22 protein-coding genes are annotated in these 22,250 nt (G+C 34.9%); 10 read left to right on the top strand and 12 right to left on the bottom strand.

The window, feature by feature from the left end:
- Window positions 1-118 precede the first annotated feature (118 nt).
- Together O5O44_RS01150 and O5O44_RS01145 are read left to right on the top strand one after the other, a co-directional pair.
- Window positions 119-1,234: an NAD(P)/FAD-dependent oxidoreductase gene (locus tag O5O44_RS01150; protein WP_289195394.1), complete on the top strand. Its 1,116-nt coding sequence runs from the start codon at window positions 119-121 to the stop codon at window positions 1,232-1,234.
- Complete coding sequence (locus O5O44_RS01145) at window positions 1,231-1,680, top strand: 3-oxoacyl-ACP synthase (RefSeq protein ID WP_289195393.1); 450 nt, start codon at window positions 1,231-1,233, stop codon at window positions 1,678-1,680. Before O5O44_RS01150 ends, O5O44_RS01145 begins: the two co-directional genes overlap by 4 nt.
- Window positions 1,681-1,683: 3 nt before the next feature.
- On the opposite strand, the gene O5O44_RS01140 is transcribed toward O5O44_RS01145, so the two are convergent.
- Both O5O44_RS01140 and O5O44_RS01135 read right to left on the bottom strand, forming a co-directional pair.
- Window positions 1,684-2,595, bottom strand: a complete 912-nt coding sequence (locus tag O5O44_RS01140; RefSeq protein ID WP_289195392.1) for an ABC transporter ATP-binding protein — start codon at window positions 2,593-2,595, stop codon at window positions 1,684-1,686.
- Between the two features lie 42 nt (window positions 2,596-2,637).
- Window positions 2,638-4,806 carry a prolyl oligopeptidase family serine peptidase gene (locus O5O44_RS01135; protein ID WP_289195391.1) on the bottom strand — a complete coding sequence of 723 codons (2,169 nt, stop codon included), beginning with the start codon at window positions 4,804-4,806 and terminating at the stop codon, window positions 2,638-2,640.
- Window positions 4,807-4,948: 142 nt separating this feature from the next.
- On the opposite strand from O5O44_RS01135, the gene O5O44_RS01130 reads away from it, so the two are divergent.
- A complete protein-coding gene (locus O5O44_RS01130; protein ID WP_289195390.1) occupies window positions 4,949-5,737 on the top strand; it encodes a carboxylesterase family protein in 789 nt (262 codons plus the stop codon).
- Between the two features lie 12 nt (window positions 5,738-5,749).
- Here O5O44_RS01130 and O5O44_RS01125 read toward each other — a convergent pair whose 3' ends face one another.
- The 5 genes from O5O44_RS01125 to O5O44_RS01105 form a co-directional block, all read right to left on the bottom strand.
- Window positions 5,750-8,464 carry a T9SS type B sorting domain-containing protein gene (locus O5O44_RS01125; RefSeq protein ID WP_289195389.1) on the bottom strand — a complete coding sequence of 905 codons (2,715 nt, stop codon included), beginning with the start codon at window positions 8,462-8,464 and terminating at the stop codon, window positions 5,750-5,752.
- Between the two features lie 151 nt (window positions 8,465-8,615).
- The gene (locus O5O44_RS01120) at window positions 8,616-9,605 is read right to left on the bottom strand and encodes an aspartate-semialdehyde dehydrogenase (protein ID WP_289195388.1); all 990 of its coding nucleotides are present in this window, start codon (window positions 9,603-9,605) and stop codon (window positions 8,616-8,618) included.
- A 137-nt stretch (window positions 9,606-9,742) separates the two neighbouring features.
- Window positions 9,743-10,150, bottom strand: a complete 408-nt coding sequence (gene mscL / locus O5O44_RS01115; protein ID WP_289195387.1) for a large conductance mechanosensitive channel protein MscL — start codon at window positions 10,148-10,150, stop codon at window positions 9,743-9,745.
- Window positions 10,151-10,261: 111 nt separating this feature from the next.
- A complete protein-coding gene (gene alr, locus O5O44_RS01110) occupies window positions 10,262-11,368 on the bottom strand; it encodes an alanine racemase (protein ID WP_289196456.1) in 1,107 nt (368 codons plus the stop codon).
- Window positions 11,361-12,008, bottom strand: coding sequence for a thymidine kinase (locus O5O44_RS01105; RefSeq protein ID WP_019386892.1), 648 nt, complete (start codon window positions 12,006-12,008; stop codon window positions 11,361-11,363). The genes alr and O5O44_RS01105 overlap by 8 nt, the downstream gene beginning before the upstream one ends.
- A gap of 107 nt (window positions 12,009-12,115) precedes the next feature.
- Between O5O44_RS01105 and O5O44_RS01100 the strand changes: the two genes are divergently transcribed.
- From O5O44_RS01100 to O5O44_RS01085, 4 genes are all read left to right on the top strand, one after another.
- Entirely contained in the window at window positions 12,116-12,859 is a 744-nt protein-coding gene (locus O5O44_RS01100; protein ID WP_289195386.1) for a DUF8457 domain-containing protein, read from the top strand.
- A 105-nt stretch (window positions 12,860-12,964) separates the two neighbouring features.
- Window positions 12,965-13,639 (top strand): 16S rRNA (cytidine(1402)-2'-O)-methyltransferase, encoded by a 675-nt coding sequence (gene rsmI / locus O5O44_RS01095; protein WP_289195385.1) that lies wholly within the window; start codon window positions 12,965-12,967, stop codon window positions 13,637-13,639.
- A 13-nt stretch (window positions 13,640-13,652) separates the two neighbouring features.
- Window positions 13,653-13,997: a HopJ type III effector protein gene (locus tag O5O44_RS01090; protein ID WP_289195384.1), complete on the top strand. Its 345-nt coding sequence runs from the start codon at window positions 13,653-13,655 to the stop codon at window positions 13,995-13,997.
- 44 nt (window positions 13,998-14,041) lie between these two features.
- Window positions 14,042-14,611 carry a uracil-DNA glycosylase family protein gene (locus tag O5O44_RS01085; protein WP_019386888.1) on the top strand — a complete coding sequence of 190 codons (570 nt, stop codon included), beginning with the start codon at window positions 14,042-14,044 and terminating at the stop codon, window positions 14,609-14,611.
- Between the two features lie 10 nt (window positions 14,612-14,621).
- Here the strand turns inward: O5O44_RS01085 and O5O44_RS01080 are convergent, their stop codons facing one another.
- From O5O44_RS01080 to O5O44_RS01070, 3 genes are all read right to left on the bottom strand, one after another.
- Window positions 14,622-15,440: a 3'(2'),5'-bisphosphate nucleotidase CysQ family protein gene (locus tag O5O44_RS01080; RefSeq protein WP_289195383.1), complete on the bottom strand. Its 819-nt coding sequence runs from the start codon at window positions 15,438-15,440 to the stop codon at window positions 14,622-14,624.
- On the bottom strand, window positions 15,440-16,390 hold the full coding sequence (locus tag O5O44_RS01075) for an oxidoreductase family protein (protein ID WP_289195382.1): 951 nt from the start codon (window positions 16,388-16,390) through the stop codon (window positions 15,440-15,442). Before O5O44_RS01075 ends, O5O44_RS01080 begins: the two co-directional genes overlap by 1 nt.
- A gap of 239 nt (window positions 16,391-16,629) precedes the next feature.
- Window positions 16,630-17,220: a carboxymuconolactone decarboxylase family protein gene (locus O5O44_RS01070; protein WP_289195381.1), complete on the bottom strand. Its 591-nt coding sequence runs from the start codon at window positions 17,218-17,220 to the stop codon at window positions 16,630-16,632.
- A 139-nt stretch (window positions 17,221-17,359) separates the two neighbouring features.
- Between O5O44_RS01070 and O5O44_RS01065 the strand changes: the two genes are divergently transcribed.
- The 3 genes from O5O44_RS01065 to O5O44_RS01055 are packed head-to-tail and all read left to right on the top strand — an operon-like array spanning window position 17,360 to window position 20,822.
- Window positions 17,360-17,782 carry an OsmC family protein gene (locus O5O44_RS01065; protein WP_289195380.1) on the top strand — a complete coding sequence of 141 codons (423 nt, stop codon included), beginning with the start codon at window positions 17,360-17,362 and terminating at the stop codon, window positions 17,780-17,782.
- Window positions 17,783-17,837: 55 nt separating this feature from the next.
- Window positions 17,838-19,538 carry a single-stranded-DNA-specific exonuclease RecJ gene (recJ, locus tag O5O44_RS01060; protein WP_289195379.1) on the top strand — a complete coding sequence of 567 codons (1,701 nt, stop codon included), beginning with the start codon at window positions 17,838-17,840 and terminating at the stop codon, window positions 19,536-19,538.
- Window positions 19,539-19,553: 15 nt separating this feature from the next.
- Window positions 19,554-20,822, top strand: coding sequence for an MFS transporter (locus O5O44_RS01055; protein WP_019386882.1), 1,269 nt, complete (start codon window positions 19,554-19,556; stop codon window positions 20,820-20,822).
- Here O5O44_RS01055 and O5O44_RS01050 read toward each other — a convergent pair.
- Both O5O44_RS01050 and O5O44_RS01045 read right to left on the bottom strand, forming a co-directional pair.
- Window positions 20,819-21,571 (bottom strand): UDP-2,3-diacylglucosamine diphosphatase, encoded by a 753-nt coding sequence (locus O5O44_RS01050; RefSeq protein ID WP_289195378.1) that lies wholly within the window; start codon window positions 21,569-21,571, stop codon window positions 20,819-20,821. The genes O5O44_RS01055 and O5O44_RS01050 overlap by 4 nt on opposite strands.
- A 175-nt stretch (window positions 21,572-21,746) precedes the next feature.
- Window positions 21,747-22,202, bottom strand: a complete 456-nt coding sequence (locus O5O44_RS01045; RefSeq protein WP_019386880.1) for a 6-pyruvoyl trahydropterin synthase family protein — start codon at window positions 22,200-22,202, stop codon at window positions 21,747-21,749.
- Window positions 22,203-22,250 lie beyond the last annotated feature (48 nt).

Raw genomic sequence — 22,250 nt, 5'->3', positions numbered from 1 at the left:
ACCGCAAGGGTCGGGCTTTCCATTACTAGTTTTGGCTCGATGCGCGCCTCGCCAAAAGCTAACCATTACAATCCCTAACGCTGTGCAGAACTTCAATTTAAAATCCTAAATTAGCATCATGAATTGGTCCTACTGGGAAATTAAATCATGGTTATCACAAGTCGATTACTGTATCGTTGGCAGCGGTATAGTTGGTCTTAGTTGCGCACTTCAATTAAAAGCTCAACACCCTAAAGCTAATATCCTTATTCTTGAGAAAGGGGTTTTGCCACAAGGCGCAAGTACAAAAAACGCAGGATTTGCTTGCTTTGGAAGTCTTAGTGAGATATTTGATGATTTAGAAACACATACAGAAGATGAAGTTTATCAACTTATTACAAAACGCATCAACGGACTAAAACTATTAAGAACAACCCTAGGCGACAAAGCAATCGGGTACCAACAATTAGGCGGTTACGAGCTGTTTTTAAATCAAGATAAAGCCTTATTCGATGCTTGTATCTCAAAAAAGGAGGACATTAATAAGTGGCTAAAACCACTTTTTAAAGACTTTGTTTTCAGTATAAAAGACAATATTTTCAACTTCAAAAAAATAAAAAATAATTACATATTCAATCAATTTGAAGGTCAAATAGATACCGGAAAAATGATGGAAGCATTGCTTGAAAAAGTATATTCAAAAGGCATTAAGATATTAAATAATACTAATGTCGAATATTTTTCAGAAGGGAATAATGCCGTAAAAATCAATACCAACCACTTTGAGTTTTCAGCCTCAAAACTTCTTATCGCTACAAATGGTTTTGCATCACAATTAATCGGTCAAGAAGTAAAACCAGCCAGAGCACAAGTTTTAATCACAAAACCTATAAAAGACTTAAAAATAAAAGGCACATTTCATTTAGATAAGGGCTATTACTATTTTAGAAATATAGACAACAGAATATTGTTTGGAGGTGGCAGAAATCTAGATTTTAAAGGCGAAGAAACCACAGTATTTAACACCACAAAAAACATTCAAAATAAATTAGAATCTATTTTACAAACGACTATTTTACCCGATACACCATTCGAAATAGACCACAGATGGACGGGTATTATGGGCATTGGGGAGCAAAAAAAACCTCTAGTAAAACAACTTAGCAATAATGTATTTTGTGGCGTTCGTTTAGGAGGTATGGGAATTGCCATTGGTAGTTTAGTTGGCAAAGAATTGGCAGAATTAGTAACATGAACGTGAAACAAGATTTATATAATCAGTGTTTAGAATTTGTTGAAAACCGCTTACAATCGGTACAAAACACCATAAACGAAATTCAAGAATCTTTACAATCTGAAACAAAAAGTAGCGCAGGAGATAAGCACGAAACTGGGCGTGCTATGTTACAACTAGAACGCGAAAAAGCAGGTAATCAACTAGCAGAAATCGAAAATACAAAACAAATATTATTCAAAGTAAATACTGATAGAAGCACCAATATTGTTGGTTTAGGTAGCATTATTTATACCACAAAAGCCAACTACTATATTGCCATTAGCGCAGGCGAAATTAAAGTGGGAAATGAGAAGTTTTATGCTATTTCTGCAAATACACCAATTGGGCAACTTTTAGCTGGAAAAACCACGGGTTCTGTTATAACCTTTAGAGAGGAATCGTTTAAAATAACTAATGTTATATAGCTTTTATTTTTTGATAGCTAAACAAATTTCAGTTTCTGGTTTAATGGATTTAGGATGTTCAAAAAATATGTGTTCTCCATTTAGTTCAGCTTCAATTAAAAAGTAATACCCTTTGTAATAAGTATTTTTAACGGTCATTTTAAGTTCAGAATCGTTTACAACTTCTAACTGATGTGCATAATAAATCTGATTATTTATTACATTAAACTCTCCGAAAAAAGAAGCTACTAATGGTGTTTTAGGGTGTTTGTATAATTGTTCGGGAGTATCCTTAACAGCAATTTTATTGTTATTTAAAACAATCATTTGGTCTGCATAACCAAGCACATCTTCTTTATCGTGCGTTGCTACTATACAAGTAATATGATTGTCTTTTAAATATTTAAAAACGCTCCTGCGTAGACTTTGCTTTTTAAAATTATCAATATGGCTAAAAGGCTCGTCAAGCAAAATAATTTCAGGTTGTTTTGCTAAAGCTCGTGCTAAAGCTACACGTTGTTTTTGTCCGCCGCTAAGTGTTTTCACTTTGGTTTTGGCAAACTCGGTTAGTTCAACAACTTCTATTAATTCTTGCGTGCGTCGGTGTTTTTCTTCTGGATAAAATCGAGACAAAAACTTACCAATGTTTTCTTCAACCGTAATAAAAGGCATCAAATCGAATTCTTGCGCTACATATTTCATAAAATCGTAGCCAACAACCAAATTAAATTTCGGACCTAAAATCTCATTGTCATTCCAAAAAATATGCCCTTCATCTAAATCATATTCCCCATATAAAACCTTTAGCAAGGTGCTTTTTCCAGATCCACTTTCTCCAATAATGGCAACGTTTTCTCCTTGATTTGCATTAAAGGAAATATGCTTTAAAACAGCAGTTTTTTTATAGGAGAATTTAAGGTTTTTAACGATTAGCATAGGCTAGCAAAAATAGCACGTTGTAAGCATTTAATCGATATTTTAGTCCTTAATTTTTTCATCTAGTTTACTTGGAAGCACTTTAAATCCCATGTTATAAAGTGTAAATCCAAAAACATCAGCATATTGTTCTATGGTTTTACTAACAGGAGTTCCAGCACCATGACCAGCATCCGTTTCAATACGAATTAAAGTTGGGTTATTACCTGATTGTTTGCTTTGTAATTCGGCAGCAAATTTAAAGCTATGTGCAGGTACCACTCTGTCATCATGATCGCCAGTTGTAATTAAAGTGGCGGGATATTCTACTCCAGATTTTACGTTGTGTAATGGTGAATAGCCTTTTAAATATTCAAACATTTCTTTACTGTCTTCGGCAGTTCCGTAATCATAAGCCCAACCTGCGCCTGCTGTAAAGGTGTGATATCGTAACATATCTAAAACACCAACTGCTGGTAAAGCTACTTTGGCTAAATCTGGACGTTGTGTCATGGTCGCACCAACCAGTAAACCACCATTAGAGCCTCCTCTTAAAGCCAAATAATCTGAAGAAGTATATTTTTTATCAATAAGATATTCCGCGGCAGCGATAAAATCGTCAAACACGTTTTGTTTTTTCATTTTAATTCCCGCATCATGCCATGCTTTTCCATATTCGCCACCACCTCGTAAATTGGGTACTGCTAAAATGCCCCCTTGTTCCATCCAAACCGCATTGGTAATACTAAAACTAGGTGTTAAACTAATATTAAAACCACCATAACCATAAAGAATAGTTGGGTTTTTCCCGTTTAACTTTAACCCTTTTTTATAGGTGATAATCATAGGTATTTTTGTCCCATCTTTGGAGTTGTAGAACACCTGATCGCTTACATAATCTTCAGAATTGAAATCTATGGCAGGTTTTCGGTATAACTCAGAAGTGCCTTTTTTAATATCATATTTATAGATATTTCCTGGTGTTTTATAATTGGTGAACGAATAATACAATTCTGTTTCTTCTATTTTTTTTGTTGAAAAACCTCCCGCACTTCCTATTCCTGGCAATTTGACTTTTCTTATTAAATTACCATTATAATCGTATTGTAAAACTTTAGAAACCGCATCTACCATATATTCTGCAAAGAAATATCCACCACCTTTTGATGGCACTAAAACATGTTCGGTTTCAGGTATAAAATCTTCCCAATGTTCTGGAGTAGGGTTTGAAGCATCAACTGTAACAATTTTTTTATTTGGCGCATTTAAATTAGTAACTAAATACAATTTGCTTCCTTGGTTTTCAATAATGTAGGTATCGCTATCGGTATGATTTAAAATCGTAATCAATTTACTATTTGGTTTTGTGAGGTCTTTTATAAAAAGCTTGTTGCCAGTAGTTGATATTCGAGGCGATATAATTAAATATCGATCGTCTTGGGTAACCGTACCATATATATAGCGGTGTTTTTCGCTTTCGGTTGCACCATAAATCAATGCATCATCTTTTTGAGAAGTACCTAATTTATGATAGTAAACTTTGTGTTGGTCTGTTTTAGCAGATAGCTCACTGCCTTTTGGTTTATCGTAACTTGAATAATAAAAGCCTTCATTTTTATACCAAGACATGCCGCTAAATTTTATATTAACAAGCGTATCTTCGATAATCTTTTTGCTTTCCGCATCCATTATCAATATTTTTCTCCAGTCACTTCCACCTTCAGAAATTGAGTAGGCTAATATTTTTCCATTTTTTGAAAAACTTATACCACCAAGTGATACTGTGCCATCTTCTTTAAACGTATTAGGATCTAAAAATACAGTTGCTGTATCTGGGCTTTCACCAGTTTTGTGGCGATAAATGACATATTGGTTTTGCAAGCCGTCATTTTTATAAAAATAGGTATAATCACCTTCTTTAAATGGCGCCCCAACTTTTTCGTAGTTCCAGATTTCGGTTAAACGCTTTTTGAGCTCGTTGCGGTAAGGTATTTGGTCTAGATATCCAAAAGTTGCATTATTTTGTTCTATTACCCACGCTTCTGTTTCTTTACTTCGGTCGTCTTCTAACCAACGGTACGGGTCATTAACGTTGATATCAAAGTAAGTATCTACAGAGTCTACTGTTTTGGTTTTTGGGTAATTCACAGAAATAAGATTGTTTTCTTTTTTAAAATTTTTACAAGCTATTAAAATAAAGGAACTTAAGAGAATGAGAATTATTTTTTTCATGATAGTCAAATTATCATTTTTTCAAAAGTAACGACAGTTTCGTTAACTCGCAAAGAAAAGATATTGTATCCCATTTATGCTCGTGTTAAATTAAAGAAGATTTACGTTTAAATTGGTTATCTTTGAGTATAAACGATTGATAATGAGAGCAAAATTTGTATTATTACTTTTAGTTGTGGTTTTTTTGAGTTGTAGTAAGGATAATGACGAAGACATTGTTATAGTTGACTCTCGAACCATTGAAGAAGTTATTGAAGATTTTAAAAACTTAAATATCCAACCTGGAATTAATGATTTTTCTTTGGAATCGATGAATACCGGGGTGTTTTGGAATTTTAGAGTGATTGCACCAACTGATGCCTCAGAAACTAACAAAAGACCGTTGGTGATGGCACTTCATGGTGCTTCAGGAGGAAGTCCTACGGCCCATCAAAACACTAGTTGTTATGTAGAACCAGGGCTGGAAGAATTGAATGCTTATATTATAAGCCCGAATGCAGGCACAGAACAATGGTATAGTATAAATAACCAGATACAAGTTATTAATCTGTTAGAATTAGCTAAAGCAAATTGGCATGTAGATGCTACTAAGGTATTAGTTACCGGATATAGTAATGGAGGTAACGCGAGTTGGTTGTATACCGATTTTTTTCCTCAATATTTTACTGCAGGTATAGCCATGGCGAGTTCTTATAATACCAGACGATCAGACGGCTCCATTTCTGCAATAGCGGTACCGCTTTATGTTATTCATAGTAATGCAGATGAGCTTTTTCCTGTGGAAATAACACAAGCATTTGTTGAAGACTCACTTAATGCAGGCAGCACTATTGAATTTGTGGTAGTAGACGGATTGTCGCATTATACACCTTGCGATTATGTGTCCTATTTAAAAGAAGGTGTAGCTTGGGTGCAGAATCAAGTTTGGTAGAACCTGAGGTTACTAACGTACTATGCTGAAGTTTCCCTTGTAAATTTTAGAATTTCCTTCTTTATCTTCAATGGTGACGTAAAACCAATAATCTGAAACTGGAAGCACTTCTCCGTTATATGTACCATCCCATTTAGATTCGGGAGAAAGCACAATCAAGAGCTTTCCATATCTATCAAAAATATTCACATCTGACACAGTGTATTTATCAGAATCTAATCCTTTAATACCCCAATGGTCGTTATGCGAATCGTTGTTCGGAGTAAAAAATCTTGGAAACCCTAGTACATAAAATTCACGTTCGGTAATTTCACAATTATTTGAGTTTTGAACGTATAAAGTGTGTTCTCCGGGTTGAACATTATAAAACACATTGGTTTCTTGATACGCACCATTAATATCATTTAAAGCGTAAGTGTTATTAAGGTTATCAGAAGTTAAAACTGTAACAGTTCCGCTATTTACATTAATTTCAATTCCAGTTACACTAGGTGCGAATAAGCGCTCTATATTATAAGTTTTAGTAATTTCACACAGCGTGTTCCTGTCAATCACATTTACCGAAATGGTTTGTGGAAAATAGATGAGTTTGCTATTACTAATCTCGCCGGAACTCCATAAATAATTATAATTATTGGTCTCATTATTTGGTATAGAAGACTCTATAATAATAGGAAAATCATTTTCGCAAAGCTTTAATGTTTCTTCTTGACTGTCAATAGGAGGAAGAGGATTAGTGGTTAAGTTGAATGAACCTGAACCATAGCATATTCCATTTTGCGAAGCATAAAAGTAAAGTAAATTATCTGAAGACTCATAATTTCCGTTTACGGTATTGGATTTTAAAATGGCGTCTTCCAATGAGCTAAAAAATTGTATATCCACGTTATTGGGTAATCCATTTAGCGATCCTATACTTTCTAATTGTGCGTCTAAATCAAATAAAGCCATGTTGGTTTCGCTACATCCTTGTACATCGATTGCGTTAAGATTTTGTCCTGAATTGGCACCCAGTTGTAATTGTCCTAAAACATAACAATCAGAATTCTTTCTGTACACTTTTGCGGTTAAAATTTGGTTTGGGGTGGTGTTATAGTAAAAAACTGGTAAACTATTCTCGTTTAGAATATCGGTAGTAGCATCGTTATCATTTAAATAGAAATAAACCTCGTAATCTGCTGCAAAACCTGTAAATAAATCGGTTATACTTTCTTCTAGATTAAAGGTTGTTAACCCGTCATTTGAGTCATTATCAAAAGTATCACATGTCGTTAAAAAAGTTGGAGAATTAACTGTTGGAGGCGCTGTAAAAGACACATCGGCTTTACCAATTAATAGGGTGTTACATTCATCGTTGGTGGTAATTTTTAAAGTATACGTTCCTGGAGTGTTATCACCTAATGTGTTTACCGTTAATTGATGTGCAGGGGTTGGCGTAGGGAGGTTTACTACAACATTGCCATCACTATAAGACCATTGGTAAATTGCACCTTGAATATCTTCACCTTCAAGTGTATAACTATCACCTAAACAAAGTTCTAAATCGCTACTGGTTACAGAGACCTCTTCATTGGGGTTGACTATGTTTATTTCATTTTCGTAAAAAAAGGATTGAATAAAAGGAGGCAACCCTTGCATCACATAATTATCAGCACCAAAAAAGATGTAATCTTCCTCGAAATCACAGAGTACGCCGTCAAGCTCAGGGTAATTAATAACATCAATGTAATTACTGCCAATAAGATAAGTTTCGGGGATAGTCACATAAATTTTAAGATCTGGCCCAAGTTGCAAAGCACCTCTAAATGCTGGTTGTTCTTGATGAATAATGATACCTGAATTTTTAATGCTAGCGGCTGTCAAATCAAACTGGTATAACTTATATTGTTCGTTATTTATAGTTGATGCATAAAGTTTGTTGGTTTTTGATGAAAACTCAATTCCATAAACTTGAGTATTTCTATCGAACAATGTGATGTTATTCTCAATTACTTCACCCGTATCATTATTGAAATCATAAAGGTAAAGCCCGTTATCACTTCCATTAATTCCTTGATGTGCTGCAACTATTTTTTTTCCATTAGGTGAAGCTTTTAAGTATCCTCTTGATAATCTTGAAGCTGTAAAATTTACTTCGGATATTACAGGTGTTGAGCTAACCCCATTGGCATCGATTTTATAGGCATAAAACTTGTTTCTAACTAATGAAATAACCCAAACTGTATTACAGGTATTTCCATATACTGCTGTAATTTTTTCAGACCAATCAAATCCGTTATCGTCTCCAGACAAATCAACTGAGACACCAGTAACATCACCAAACCCATTATTGAGTGTCATGTCTATGGTATAATAATGATAACCGGTAGGAATTTGAGTAGAGCCAACCGTAAATAGATAGAATAGATGACTTTGAGTAGGATGAGGCACAATTATAGCAGATTGTGTGCTAGATTCATCTCCAAGCAGACCTGTTCCATTCGGCATGATTTGATGGTTTCTCGACCAAACTGTAGAACCATCAGAATAAAATAAAAGATTACCAGAACTATCTGAAATAGAAGCACAACCCTCTAAAGTGTTTAGCTCACCATATTGAACGACGGGTTTAGTAAATCCATCAAATTTTAATCCAACCTTAGAACCAAAGAACCAATTGTTTGCCTCATTTTGTGCCTGAGCTACAAAAGTGGTAAATACAATGCATATGATAACAAGATAGCGCATTAATAATTCGTTTAAGGAGGGAATAGAATCGCCTTAAATATACAAAAAAGCTATTTGATTGTTTTATTTAGTCCTCTTGTTAACATTTCAAAAAAAGAAACTCCTACGTTAAAAACGCAGGAGTTCATTATATAATCTAAGAATTAATAATCTAAACTAAGTTGTTTTCAATTAAGTACTCCGCAATTTGAATCGTATTAGTTGCAGCGCCTTTACGTAAGTTGTCTGCTACAATCCACATGTTTAAAGTGTTAGGTTGTGTTTCATCTCTTCTTATTCTACCAACAAAAACGTCGTCTTTTTCATGAGCGAAAATAGGCATTGGATACGTATTGGTATCGGTGTTATCTTGAACAACAACTCCTGGAGTTTCATGAAGTAATTTACGAACGTCAGCTAAATCAAAATCATTTTCAAACTCCACATTTACAGATTCTGAATGCCCACCAGCAGTAGGAATTCTAACAGCTGTTGCGGAAACAGAGAATGTTCTATCATTCATTATTTTTTGAGGTTCTCTGGCTAATTTCATTTCCTCTTTAGTATACCCATTTTCTTCAAAAACGTCACAATGTGGTAATGCGTTTCTACCAATAGGGTAAGGATAAGCCATTTCGCCTTTAACACCGGCTATTTCGTTTTCTAATTGACGTACAGCCTTTACTCCAGTTCCAGAAACCGATTGGTATGTTGATACCACAACACGTTTCATTTTGTATTTTTTATGAAGCGGGTTTAAAGCCATTACCAATTGAATTGTAGAACAATTTGGGTTAGCAATAATTTTATCATCTTTAGTTAATTCATTGGCGTTTATTTCTGGAACGACTAGTTTTTTTGTTGGGTCCATTCTCCAAGCAGAAGAATTATCAATTACGGTTGTACCAGCTTCTGCAAATTTAGGAGCCCATTCTAACGATGTGCTTCCACCTGCTGAAAACAAGGCAATATGTGGTTTCATAGAAACTGCTGTTTCTAGTCCAACTACTTTATAATCTGTTCGTTTGTATGTTATTATTTTTCCAACAGATCTTTCTGATGCTACAGGAATTAATTCTGTAACAGGAAAATTACGTTCTGCGAGAACTTTTAACATCACTTCACCAACCATTCCTGTGGCGCCAACAACAGCTACTTTCATTTTTCTAACTTTTAATAAATTTTGTGTCGACAAAACTAAGTATTAATTCCATTTTAAAATCTAAAAAAAGCCCTCATTTTTCAAAAACAGGGGCTTTTTAACAACAAATAACAGGTTGTTATTTATTTAACAGATTGTTATTTTTTAAGCAAATCTCTTATCTCAGCGAGTAAATCTTCTTGAGAAGGTCCTGCAGGTTCAGCTGGAGCTTCTTCTACTGGTTTTTTAGTTTTGTTGTATGCCTTAATGATTAAAAACATCACTAAACCTACAATTATTAAATTAACAATAGTGTTAACCCAAGAACCCCACATAATGGCATTTTCTGGTGTAACTACTGCACCGGCAGCATCAACAACAGCTTCGTCAAGTACAACTTTCATCTGCGAGAAATCCATCCCACCTGAAAAGTGACCAACAACTGGCATAACTATGTTACTAACAAATCCGTTAACAACACTTCCTATAGCTCCTGCCATTATTACAGCTACGGCAAATTCCACAACGTTACCCGTCATGATAAAATCTTTAAACTCTTTTAACATTTTAATTTGATTTAATGGTTATATTACTTAGACCAAGATAATTAAAAAAGTCACATAAAGGAAATTATAGACTAAAACAGAAGGTTAACTACCACACTAGAGTTGTCTTTTTTATTCGGTAAATATTCTTTTAACCCGCTGAGATACAGCAGTAATAAGTTCGTATGAAATAGTTTCAGCGGTAATAGCTAGGTTTTCCGCGGTTGTATTTTTGCCAAAAACAATAACTTCATCACCTTCATTACAATCAATATTTGAAACATCTACCATAATCATATCCATACAAACATTTCCAACAATGGGTGCTTTCTGTCCATTTATAGTTACAAACCCTTTGCCTTTTCCATATTGCCTTCCAATGCCATCAGCATGACCAATCGGCAAAGTGGCTGTTTTTAGCACCGTATCACTTTTATAGGCACGATTATAACCTACAGATTCGCCTTTTTTTACTGTATGAATTTGGGAAATAATGGTCTTTAAAGTGCCAATGGGTTTAAAATTTTTATTTTCTTTTTCTGAATTCCCAAAGCCATACAAACCAATGCCACTCCTTACCATATCAAAGTGGGCTTCAGGATAATTTAATATACCAGATGTATTACACATATGAAGCCATGGTTTATAACCGATGCCTTTCTCAAAACTTTTGGCAATCTCTTTGAATGTTAATATTTGACTTATTGTAAAATCTTTTTCATTTAAATCTTCACTAGCCGCTAAATGTGAAAATATTGATTTTGCTTTCACCACTTTGGTGTTTTTCAATTTTGAAACAATTCCATCAGTTTCATTTTGAGAAAACCCTAACCGGTTTAAACCCGTGTTGAATTTAATATGAATAGGATAATTGGTTTGATTTTCCTTGGAAGCCACATCAATAAACTCATTTAAAATTTTAGAACTATAAATACTAGGCTCTAAACAGTGTTCAATAAGTACTTTAAAATTTACAGTTTGCGGATGCAAAACTAAAATGGGTTTAGTAATACCAGCTTCTCTCAGTTCAACACCTTCATTAGTGTAGGCCACAGCAAAATAATCGGCATTTAATTCTTGTAAAAATTGTGCAATTTTATGGGCATCACTTCCATAAGCAAACGCCTTTACAACTGCTAAAAATTTAGTATTAGGTTGTAATTTAGATTTGAGATATTCAAAATTATGCTTCAATGCTTGTAAGTCAATTTCAAGCACCGTTTGTTGTGCTTTAGGCATTGGAGTCTTTTGGCTTATTAATAATTTCTTCGGCTTCATTTACCTTCATATTTCTTACCTTATCACGTAGCATCGCCTTATAATAAGCGGCTCTACTTAATGGCTCGTATTCATTAACCTCACCAAGTAATACTAAGTTGTCATTTTGATTTTTTCTATAACTATATTGCGCTAGATTTCCAGTTCTGGTGCAAACGGCATGAACTTTAGTAACATATTCTGCCGTGGCCATTAAATTGGGCATGGGGCCAAAAGGATTGCCTTTAAAATCCATATCTAAGCCAGCTACAATAACACGCACTCCTTTATTTGCTAAATCGTTACAAACTCGAACAATTTCATCATCAAAAAACTGAGCTTCATCAATACCAACAACATCACACCCATCGGCCAAAATAGGAATGTTAGCGGCTGCAGGTACAGGTGTAGAGCGTATTTCGTTAGCATCATGAGAAACAACCATATCCTCATCATAACGCACGTCTATGGCAGGTTTAAAAATCTCAACTTTCTGTCTTGCGAATTGCGCACGCTTAAGCCTACGGATTAATTCTTCGGTTTTTCCAGAGAACATGGAACCACAGATAACTTCAATCCATCCAAATTGTTCTTTATGATTTACTGTATTTTCAAGAAACATTTCGTAATTTTAACACTAAAAGAAAGCAATTTATCGTTTGTATAAAGGTGACGCAAATTTATTAAAAATCAAAAAGCTAAAGTGCATTAATTAAAAATTTATAAACAATGAAGAAGAAGCTGGAATCTGAACTTGTCAGTATCGCACATAGAATTCTCAAATTGAAAGGGAAAGAAGATGTCATAAAAATGCATGCTGAAGTTACTGCGCTTTACGAAAAACTTTCTGTGCTCAAATTTGCACACGAAAATTTTGAAGGCGACTTGCCTACAATTGGCAACGACTCGTCTTTTTTTGGTATGCTTGACACCGCTTTTAACAACAAAATTAGCGACAATATCGAGGTTGAAGACAAAATATACATAAATCTTGACGATGTTGAAGACGATGCCATAATGGAACCTGTTATGAATAAAATTAAAGACATGGTAGAGTTTATGCCAGATGAAACTGAGCAGATAGAAACCGTATTTGAAGAGGCTATCCCTAAAACCCCTATAAAAAGGCACGACCTAGAAGATATTACTGCTGGATTTGAAGAAACACCAGTTTTCGAGCCTATTACAAAAACCCAAAATGGAGTTTCAAACGGTAAAAAATCTTTAAATGATGCTCTCAAAAATGGTGGTTTTAAAATTGGGCTAAATGATAAAATTGCCTTTATCAAGCACCTTTTTAATGGCGAAACCGAAGATTATAACAGAGTTTTATCGCAACTTAACACCATTACTACCTATAACGAAGCAAAACATTTTATTGAAACTATCGTAAAACCAGATTATAACAATTGGGAAGGAAAAGAAGAATTCGAAGAGCGATTTTTAGAAATTATAGAAGCTAAGTTTAATTAAAACTATGGTGTTACCGCGCAAAAAAAGCGCGGTCGTGCTTTTTGTTCATAGTTTTGGCTCGATGCGCGCCTCGCCAAAAGCTAACCACGGCAATCACTAACACATATGAGTAAATTATTTATCGTTCCAACTCCCATTGGAAATTTAAAGGACATCACCTTTAGAGCCATAGAAGTACTAAAAGAAGTCGATTTAATTTTAGCAGAAGATACCAGAACTTCAGGGAAATTATTAAAGCATTTCGAAATTTCAACGCACATGCAATCGCATCATATGCATAATGAGCATAAAACGGTTGAAAACATCATTCAGAAACTAAAAAGTGGTACTTCGATTGCCCTCATCAGCGATGCAGGAACACCGGCTATTTCAGATCCTGGTTTTTTACTTTCTCGTGCCTGTATAGAAAATGGAATAGATATAGAATGTTTACCAGGAGCAACAGCTTTTGTGCCTGCATTGGTAAATTCTGGCTTACCAAATGATAAGTTTGTTTTTGAAGGCTTTTTACCCGTAAAAAAAGGACGCCAAACCCGACTATTATTATTAGCCGAAGAAACCAGAACCATGATATTTTACGAAAGCCCTCATAAACTGGTAAAAACCTTAGGTCATTTTTGTGAATATTTTGGCGAAGACCGTCTCGTTTCTGTATCACGTGAATTAACCAAGCTTTTCGAAGAAACCATTCGCGGAAGCGCTAAAGAAGTTTTAGAATATTATACAAACAAACCACCAAAAGGTGAGATTGTTGTGGTTGTTGGCGGAAAAAGCAAATAGAATTTAACATAAAATGAATATTACATCTTTCAAGAAAAAGTTAAAAGAAAGTCCCGAACAAATTGAGTTTTCTGAAACCATGAATGTTATAGAAACCAACTACAGTTTTAACCCCACAGCTTTTAAAAATGGGGCTTTAGATAATGCCGTAGGACAAAATTCAGGTTCTTGTCAATTGTTTGCATTCGCAAAAGTACAAGGCTTATCTAAAGAAGAAACATTAGCCTGTTTTGGACAATATTATTTTGATGATGTGTTAAAAGACCCAAACGGTAACGGACATCAAAATATCAGAAATTTTATGAAAACAGGTTTTGAAGGCTTGAGTTTTAAGGGAGAACCATTGGTGGAAAAATAAACAAATCGATATCATATAAAACGCGATTCAGAATCTTACATCACATGCAAGATTTACTCAACCAAATAAAACAATGCACCATTTGTAAATCGCATTTGGCTTTAGGTCCGCGACCTGTAGTTACAGCACATCCTGAAGCTAAAATCGTTATTATAGGACAAGCACCAGGTACAAAAGTACATGCTTCTGGAGTTCCTTGGGACGATGCTAGCGGCAAACAATTGCGTAAATGGCTCAATGTGTCTGAAGAAGATTTTTACGATGAAACCAAGTTCGCCATTATCCCCATGGGTTTTTGCTACCCAGGAAAAGGTAAAACAGGCGATTTACCACCACGACCAGAATGTGCACCACAATGGCATAAACCTTTATTTGATGAACTAAAAAATGTGGAGTTGGTTATTTTAATAGGCATGTATGCTCAAAAGTATTATTTGGAAAAAAATGCTAAAAAAACATTGACTGAAACAGTTGATAATTTTCAAGAATATTTACCTCAATATCTGCCCTTGCCACACCCAAGCCCACGAAATAGGTTTTGGTTGACTAAAAACCCTTGGTTTGAGGTTGAGGTGTTGCCGGTGTTGAGGGAAAGAATCAAAAAAATGATTTAACCAAACATTATTATGTATTGGAATAATAAACACCTTGATGATTCATAAAAGTACCATCCTTTTTATTTAAATCTAATGCTCCACCATTAAAATTTGTTGCTGGTAAACCGAGTTCGTGGTAAATACAAGCTGTAGCGGCAAAGTCCCAAATACTGCCTCCTCCAACTTCTTTTTTTGGGAGCTTTAAAAAACATGCAGGTCCGTTATCTAAAACAAAAATAGCATTCATTACTGCACCTGCTCCTGAGATTTCTTTAATTCCTTTTAATCCCAAGTTAACTTCATATTTGCAAAGTATTTCTTGTATTTCAGTAAACTTAGGTGTATCTCTTAGTTTTTTATCCGTCAAGTAAGTCAAATAGTCATTCGTATTTTTAATGGTCCAAGGCATTCTATTTTTATAAACTCCGTTTCTTTTTATGGCATGGTATAATGTTTCCGTACTCGGATCAAACACAACGCCAATTACAGGTGTTCCATCTTTTGCAATTAAAGCAATAGCAACAGAAAACCCAGGTTGTTTATTAATAAATGCTAGTGTACCATCCAATGGGTCTATGCACCAAAAGAAATCTTTTTCAAATCGGCTGCCATCATCTTCCGTTTCTTCTGATAATAAGCCAATATCAAGCGCTTTACAAGTTGGCTTTAAATGGGATAAAATAACACGTTCACATTCACGATCTACTTTTGTAACTACTTGAGAAGCATAATTAGATCCTGCTACTTTTTTCTCCACAATAATGTTTTCATTTATGTACTTCTGAATAATTTTTCCAGCAGAAAGTGCAGCTTCAATAGCTATATTTGCTAAATGTTGTAAATCCATTACTGTATGTTTTTAATGACTTCAGTAGTTATACGTTCACTATAAGTATTAATTTTCCAATGGCTAGGGCTCCAACCTTTTAAAAAGCGATGAAAATCTGCCCAAGCCACACGATATAAAGGGCGCCATTCATTTTCAAGTGCTTCATTTTTTTTACCAAGAGCTTTATGTAAATGTGTAAAGTAGGTGTCTAATAGTTTTGATTCTAAACGTTCGCAATCACTTTCATTAAGGCAACTTCCAACGAAATAGGCTACATCTTTCATACCACATCCACCGCCTACATATTGAAAATCTACTCCTGCAACTTGTCCATTTTCAGAAAAACAGAAGTTCGCCAATTTAGCATCGCCATGAACAAATGTTTTAAAGTTACAGCTATTCAGTTTATTGTTAATGGCTACAGCAGCATTTTTCAATGCTTTATCTTGTAAAACCTCTAGTTCTTGAGGCCTAGTTTCCAAATGCCAATAGGTGCCAACTTCCCAAAGCCCGTTTGGAACTTTACCTAAATAACTTGCATGAAATTGTGCCAACCACTCTAAACAAGTTTCTATATCTTGCCATGTTACGTTTTGTTTTCGTAGTGGGAAACCTGCTTTATCTAAGTCTTCAAGTACTATTAATGTTTCGTCATGTTGACTTTCAATAGCAAAACACTTTGGTAAGCGTGCCATACTATTTTTACTGTGCAGCTCATACCAAGTGGTTTCTACTTCATAAGATTTTAATTTTCTTTGATGACCAATATCTGTATTCCATCCTCGAGGGTGATTATGACGCCTAGGTAATTGCACATGTTTAACAATAACGCTATCTAAAGTAGAATTTTCTAATGAAATACGTATAATTTTACCATAACCACTCCATAATTCCTGAATGACTTCTTTTTCAAATAAAGAAGACGCACCAGTGTTTTGCAGAATAATTGATTTGAAATGCTCGTTCATAGGGTTTCAAAGGTAGGAAAATGTAGTTTTTTAAATGCCTCTATTCTTCAATATGATTTGGTCTAACTTATTTATACTAAACTATATCATTAACCTCAAACAGTTTAAGACATGAATTTTTTATTAAATTCATTAAAAAAAACCTCCCCATTTCTGGAAAGGTTCAAAAAAATTATTCGTGTTTTCGTGGCTAATAAAAAATCTCGATACACCTCAAGAGATTCCTGCTTTCGCAGGAATTAAATATGCTTCCCCTTTTCCCAACCATGTTTGCCTAAGTACTGTTCACCGCTTTCTACAGCACCGTCTTCAATACTTGTTCCCATAGAGTCATTCCATCTGTTTAAATATCCAAACAAAGAAATTACACCCAACATTTCAACAATTTCACCTTCATCCCAGTATTTGTATAATTGTTTTTTAATGTTTTCATCTACGGCATTTGGCACTTGGCTTGCGGCTAAACTAAAATCTAGCGCAGCACGTTCAGCTTCGTTAAAAGCAGGATGTGTTCGGTATTTCCAAATATTATCTAGTTGTTCTTGTTCTGCACCGTAACGCTCTGCCGCACGTATGGCATGTGCCTGACAATATCTGCAGCCCGTAGCATTACTTGACACCCATGCAATCATCCGTTTTAATGCTGATGTGACTCTGCCTTCATTGGCCATAACTGCCTTATTCAAATTAATAAAAGCCTTGCTAATAGCAGGACGACGTTGCATGGTCAATACCGAATTGGGACAAAAACCTAAGGTTTCATTGAAAAACTCAGCGAGTTCCTTGGTTTCTAAATCATGATTGGCAGATAATGGTGTTACTAAAGGCATAGTTGTTTTTTTTGTAGTATTTTTGATACTTATACGAAACATCAGGGCAATTATTCTATCGAGAAATAGTGCCGTTAAAGATGTTTTTGTTTTTCAATTTAATTAAAAAATAATACTACAAGAAACAAAAAATATAACAATGGCAGTAAAGGTTAGTACAAAATGGTTAGGAAATATGAGGTTTGAAAGCACAAATCCGTCAGGGCATAACTTATTTATTGACGCAGGTGAAGAAAATGGAGGTCAAGGCGAAGGTTACCGCCCAAAAGCGTTAATGCTTTCTGGTTTAGCAGGATGTTCTGGGTTAGATGTTGCGGCTTTAATTAAAAAGATGAAGTTAAATGTTGAAGATTTCAATATTGAAATAGAAGCTAATTTAACTGATGAACACCCAAAATATTACGACAAAGTTGCTATGCATTTTTATTTTTACGGAGATGATTTAAATGAAAAAAAATTACAAAGAGCTGTAGATTTATCCATCGAGAAGTATTGTGGTGTTATGGAAATGTTTCGCCAATTTTCAGAATTAAAAATTGAAACGCACTTTCATAAAAAATAAAAAATCTTCCACTAATTAAGCTATTACAACATAATTTATTAATATCACTCTCTCGATGCGTTGGACACTAAAACCTAAACCTGATAAAGAAAAAATTGAAGGCTTGCAAAAAGCGCTTCAAGTTGATTCGATTACAGCAACACTTTTAGTGCAAAGAGGCATTGAAACTTATAAAGATGCTAAATTATTTTTCAGACCAAGTTTAAAAGATTTACACGATCCGTATCTTATGAAAGATATGGATAAAGCTGTTGCGCGTATTGAACAAGCTATAGCTAATAAAGAAAATATTTTAGTTTATGGTGACTATGATGTTGACGGAACCACTGCCGTTGCGTTAATGTCTTCTTATTTAAAAACAAAGCACAACCTCATTTACACATACATTCCTAATAGATATGATGAGGGTTATGGAATTTCTTATAAAGGTATCAACTTCGCGCTGGAACATGAGTTTTCTCTAATTATTGCGCTTGACTGTGGTATTAAATCAGTTGAAAAAATAGCCCATGCCAAAACATTAGGTATTGATTTTATTATTTGCGATCATCACAGACCTGGTGACACAATACCAGATGCTGTGGCAGTATTAGACCCAAAACAAGAAGATTGTGAATATCCTTATAAAGAATTATGCGGTTGCGGTGTTGGCTTTAAATTAATTCAAGCCTTGGCTTTAAAAGAAGGAAAAACTGCCAAAGATTTAACTGAATATTTAGACTTAGTCGCTACTGCTATTGGTGCGGATATTGTTCCAATTGATGGAGAAAATAGAGTGCTAGCTTATTTTGGTTTGAAAGTAATAAACACCAATCCTAGGTCTGGAATAAAAGCCATATTAGATAAGGTTGAAAAAACGAGTTTAACAATTACAGATGTAGTTTTTGTAATAGCCCCAAGAATAAATGCAGCGGGCCGAATGAAGCACGGAAATTACGCTGTTTCTTTATTAACCGAAGAAGAGCCTGATATGGCTGCTAAATATGCGGCAGAAATTAACGACTATAATTTAGACCGACGTGAAACCGATAAACAAATTACCGAAGAGGCTCTAAAACAAATTGAAGAGCACAACGAACAAGACCGTCTTACTACAGTAGTTTACCATAAAGACTGGCATAAAGGTGTGATTGGAATTGTAGCTTCTAGATTAACAGAAACTTATTACAGACCTACATTAGTTTTTACTAAAAGTGGCGAAAAATTAGCTGCATCTGCACGATCGGTAAGAGATTTTGATATTTATAATGCTTTGGAAGCCTGTAGCGAATATATTGAGCAATTTGGAGGTCATAAATATGCCGCAGGATTAACCCTTGAAGAAAAAAATTATGAGGCTTTTAAACAAGCTTTTGAAGCTGAGGTTTCACGCACTATCGATAGAAATTTACTAATACCTGAAATAAAAATTGATGCTAAAATTGATTTAAAAGATATTACACCTAAATTCTACAGAATTTTAAAGCAATTTGCGCCTTTTGGCCCAAACAACATGACACCTGTTTTTATAAGTGAAAATTTAATAGATACAGGTTATGGTAAATGCGTGGGAGAAGATAAAACACATTTAAGACTTACAGCTACACAACCTGAATCTTCAAGTAGAATGGTAGGCATTGGTTTTGGAATGGGTGACAAATTCACAATGATTTCAGAAGGAAAACCGTTTAGAGCTGTTTATTCTATTGATGAAAATGAATGGAGAGGTAATGTGAGTTTACAGTTAAAATTAAGAGATATTAAAAAACAAAAGTAGCGCTGGAGCTAAATTATGGCAAAAACCGATCCCTATGCAGCATTACGAATAAAAGAGTTTAACATTTTTTTATTGGTACGATTTGTTTTAGTTTTTGGTTGGTCTATGCAATTTATTGTTATTGAGTGGCAAGTGTATAGCCTTACTAAAGATCCACTTTCTTTGGGTATTATTGGTCTTATGGAAATTATTCCTGCCTTTACCATGGCGCTTTTTGCGGGCCATATAGTAGATCAAAAAGAAAAGCGCAATTTACTCGCAACGTGTATAGCAGCGTTTTCCTTAATCAGTCTAGGTTTGTTTCTTTTAACTTGGGATGAGGTAGTTGGCGATTGGACTACCAAAACCATTTTATATTCTATTTATGCTTTAGTGTTTTTTGGTGGTTTTTTACGTTCCTTTTTTGGGCCAACCATATTTTCGCTTGTCGCTTTAATTGTACCTAAAAAAATATACCCAAATGCTGCGACATGGAATAGTTCTACTTGGCAAATGGCAAGTGTATTAGGTCCCGCATTTGGAGGCTTTTTTATTAGCTGGATAGGGGTGCATTGGTCGCTTTGCATCATTTTTGGCTTGGTATTACTCTCTTTTTTCATATTGCTTCAAATAAAAAGGAAGCCTATTTTAAATCCCAAAATTGGCGAACCGGTTATTGAAAGCTTGAAAGAAGGCGTTCGTTTTGTATTCAAAACAAAAGCTATTTTAGGCGCGATGACTCTAGATATGATTGCCGTTTTATTTGGTGGAGCTATTGCACTGTTACCAGTTTTTGCACAAGATATTTTAAAAGTAGGAAGCGAAGGCTTTGGTGTACTTAGAGCTGCGCCTGCTGTTGGTGCATTTTTAACAATGTTGGTTACTGCTTATATTCCAATTAGTAAAAATGCAGGAATGAAATTGATTGCTGCTGTTTTTGGATTTGGGGTGTGTATAATTGTTTTTGGCCTGTCGTCTGTATTTTGGATATCACTTCTTGCACTGTTCTTTAGTGGGATGACTGATGGTGTTTCGATGGTTATTCGCCAAACAATACTACAGATAAAAACTCCAGACCATATGCGTGGGCGTGTATCATCGGTAAACTCTATGTTTGTTGGCTCTTCAAATGAATTGGGTGCTTTTGAAAGTGGTGTTACTGCAAAACTTATGGGCACCGTAACTGCTGTTGTTTTTGGTGGTACCATGACGTTAATTACTGCGGTTACTACAGGGTTAGTTTCACCGTCGTTTAGAAAATTAGATTTAACCAAAGATTTAGAAGAACACGAAAAGGAAGATTAATATTCTTTTAATTCCATTTGTTCACCATCAAAAACACCATAAGTATAATACTGAACCCAGTCGCCAAGATTAACATATGTCGACTTTTCATTGAGTTTAATTTTTAAAGGTAAATGCCTGTGCCCGAAGACGAAATAATCACGATGTTTGTCTTCTAATTTGCGTTTACAATATTGAGCCAGCCACTCTTGGTCTTCACCTAAAAATTTAGCATCATCATCGCCTGAAATGAGTTTGTTTTTTACAGAAAAATACTGTGCTATGCGCATGCCAATATCTGGATGCGCCCATTTAAAAACCCATTTAAAAAATGGATTAGTAAATACTTTTTTCATGCGCTTATAGCCTTTGTCTCCAGGGCCTAAACCATCGCCATGACCTATAAAAAAAGTCTTGTCGTTAAATTTGAATTCTTCAGGTTTATGATAAACAGGTATGTTTAGTTCTTCTTCAAAATAACCATTCATCCATAGGTCGTGATTTCCAACAAAGTAATGTATAGGAATACCAGAATCGCTAATTTCTGCAAGTTTGCCTAAAGTTCTGGTAAACCCCTTGGGAACAACGGTTTTATACTCAAACCAAAAATCGAATAAATCGCCTAAAAGGAAAATAGCTGCAGCGTCTTGTTTTATTTCGTCTAACCAAGCTACAAATTTCTTTTCGCGAGGAAAAGAAGCTTCTGTGGTAGGGGCTCCTAAATGGTTATCTGAAGCGAAATATATTTTTTTCCCTTTTGGAATATTCATGAAGTAAATATAAATAAAATAGCCACAAATGCATGAATATTTGTGCTTGAAGCTAATTTGACCTAGAGGCTTGTGTTAGGGATTGCATTGTAAAGCCCACAGCGAGGTACGAAGCGAGGATTTGCAACAGAAAGCCCGACCCTTGTGGGAACCTGCCCGCGGACAGGCAGGCGCCCTAAATATTATCGTATTGAAACCATTCGGCAAACGAACTTTCGGTTTCTTGAAGTTTTAAGGAATGTAAACTGATATGTTTAGGTAAGCGTTTACTTATTTTTTTGGCAAAGTCTAAAACCATCATCTCACTAGTTGGTTGATAATCAACTAGTAACACATTGTGTCCGCGATCTTGTAGTTCTTTAGCTAACTCGACATGCGGTGTGTTTTTGTTGAAAACGGTGGCGTGGTCAAAGACATTGACAATTTCTTCTTTCACAATTTTTTTAAGGTCGCCAAAGTCGATTACCATACCATATTTAACGTTTGTATTGTCAGTTATGGGTTTACCAATTACGGTTACCGAGAGTTTGTAACTGTGTCCGTGAACGTTTTTGCATTTTCCGTCGTAGCCGTATAGTGCATGTCCGGTTTCAAAAGAGAACTGTTTTGTGATGCGAATGTTGTTTCCCATTATCTTCTTTTTCTTTTGTTAACAAAGTATACGATAATTAGCACTAGA

This window comes from Algibacter luteus (assembly GCF_030344935.1).
GTDB classification, from domain to species: Bacteria; Bacteroidota; Bacteroidia; order Flavobacteriales; family Flavobacteriaceae; genus Arenitalea; species Arenitalea lutea.
This window is presented reverse-complemented; position numbering and strand designations above follow the sequence as displayed.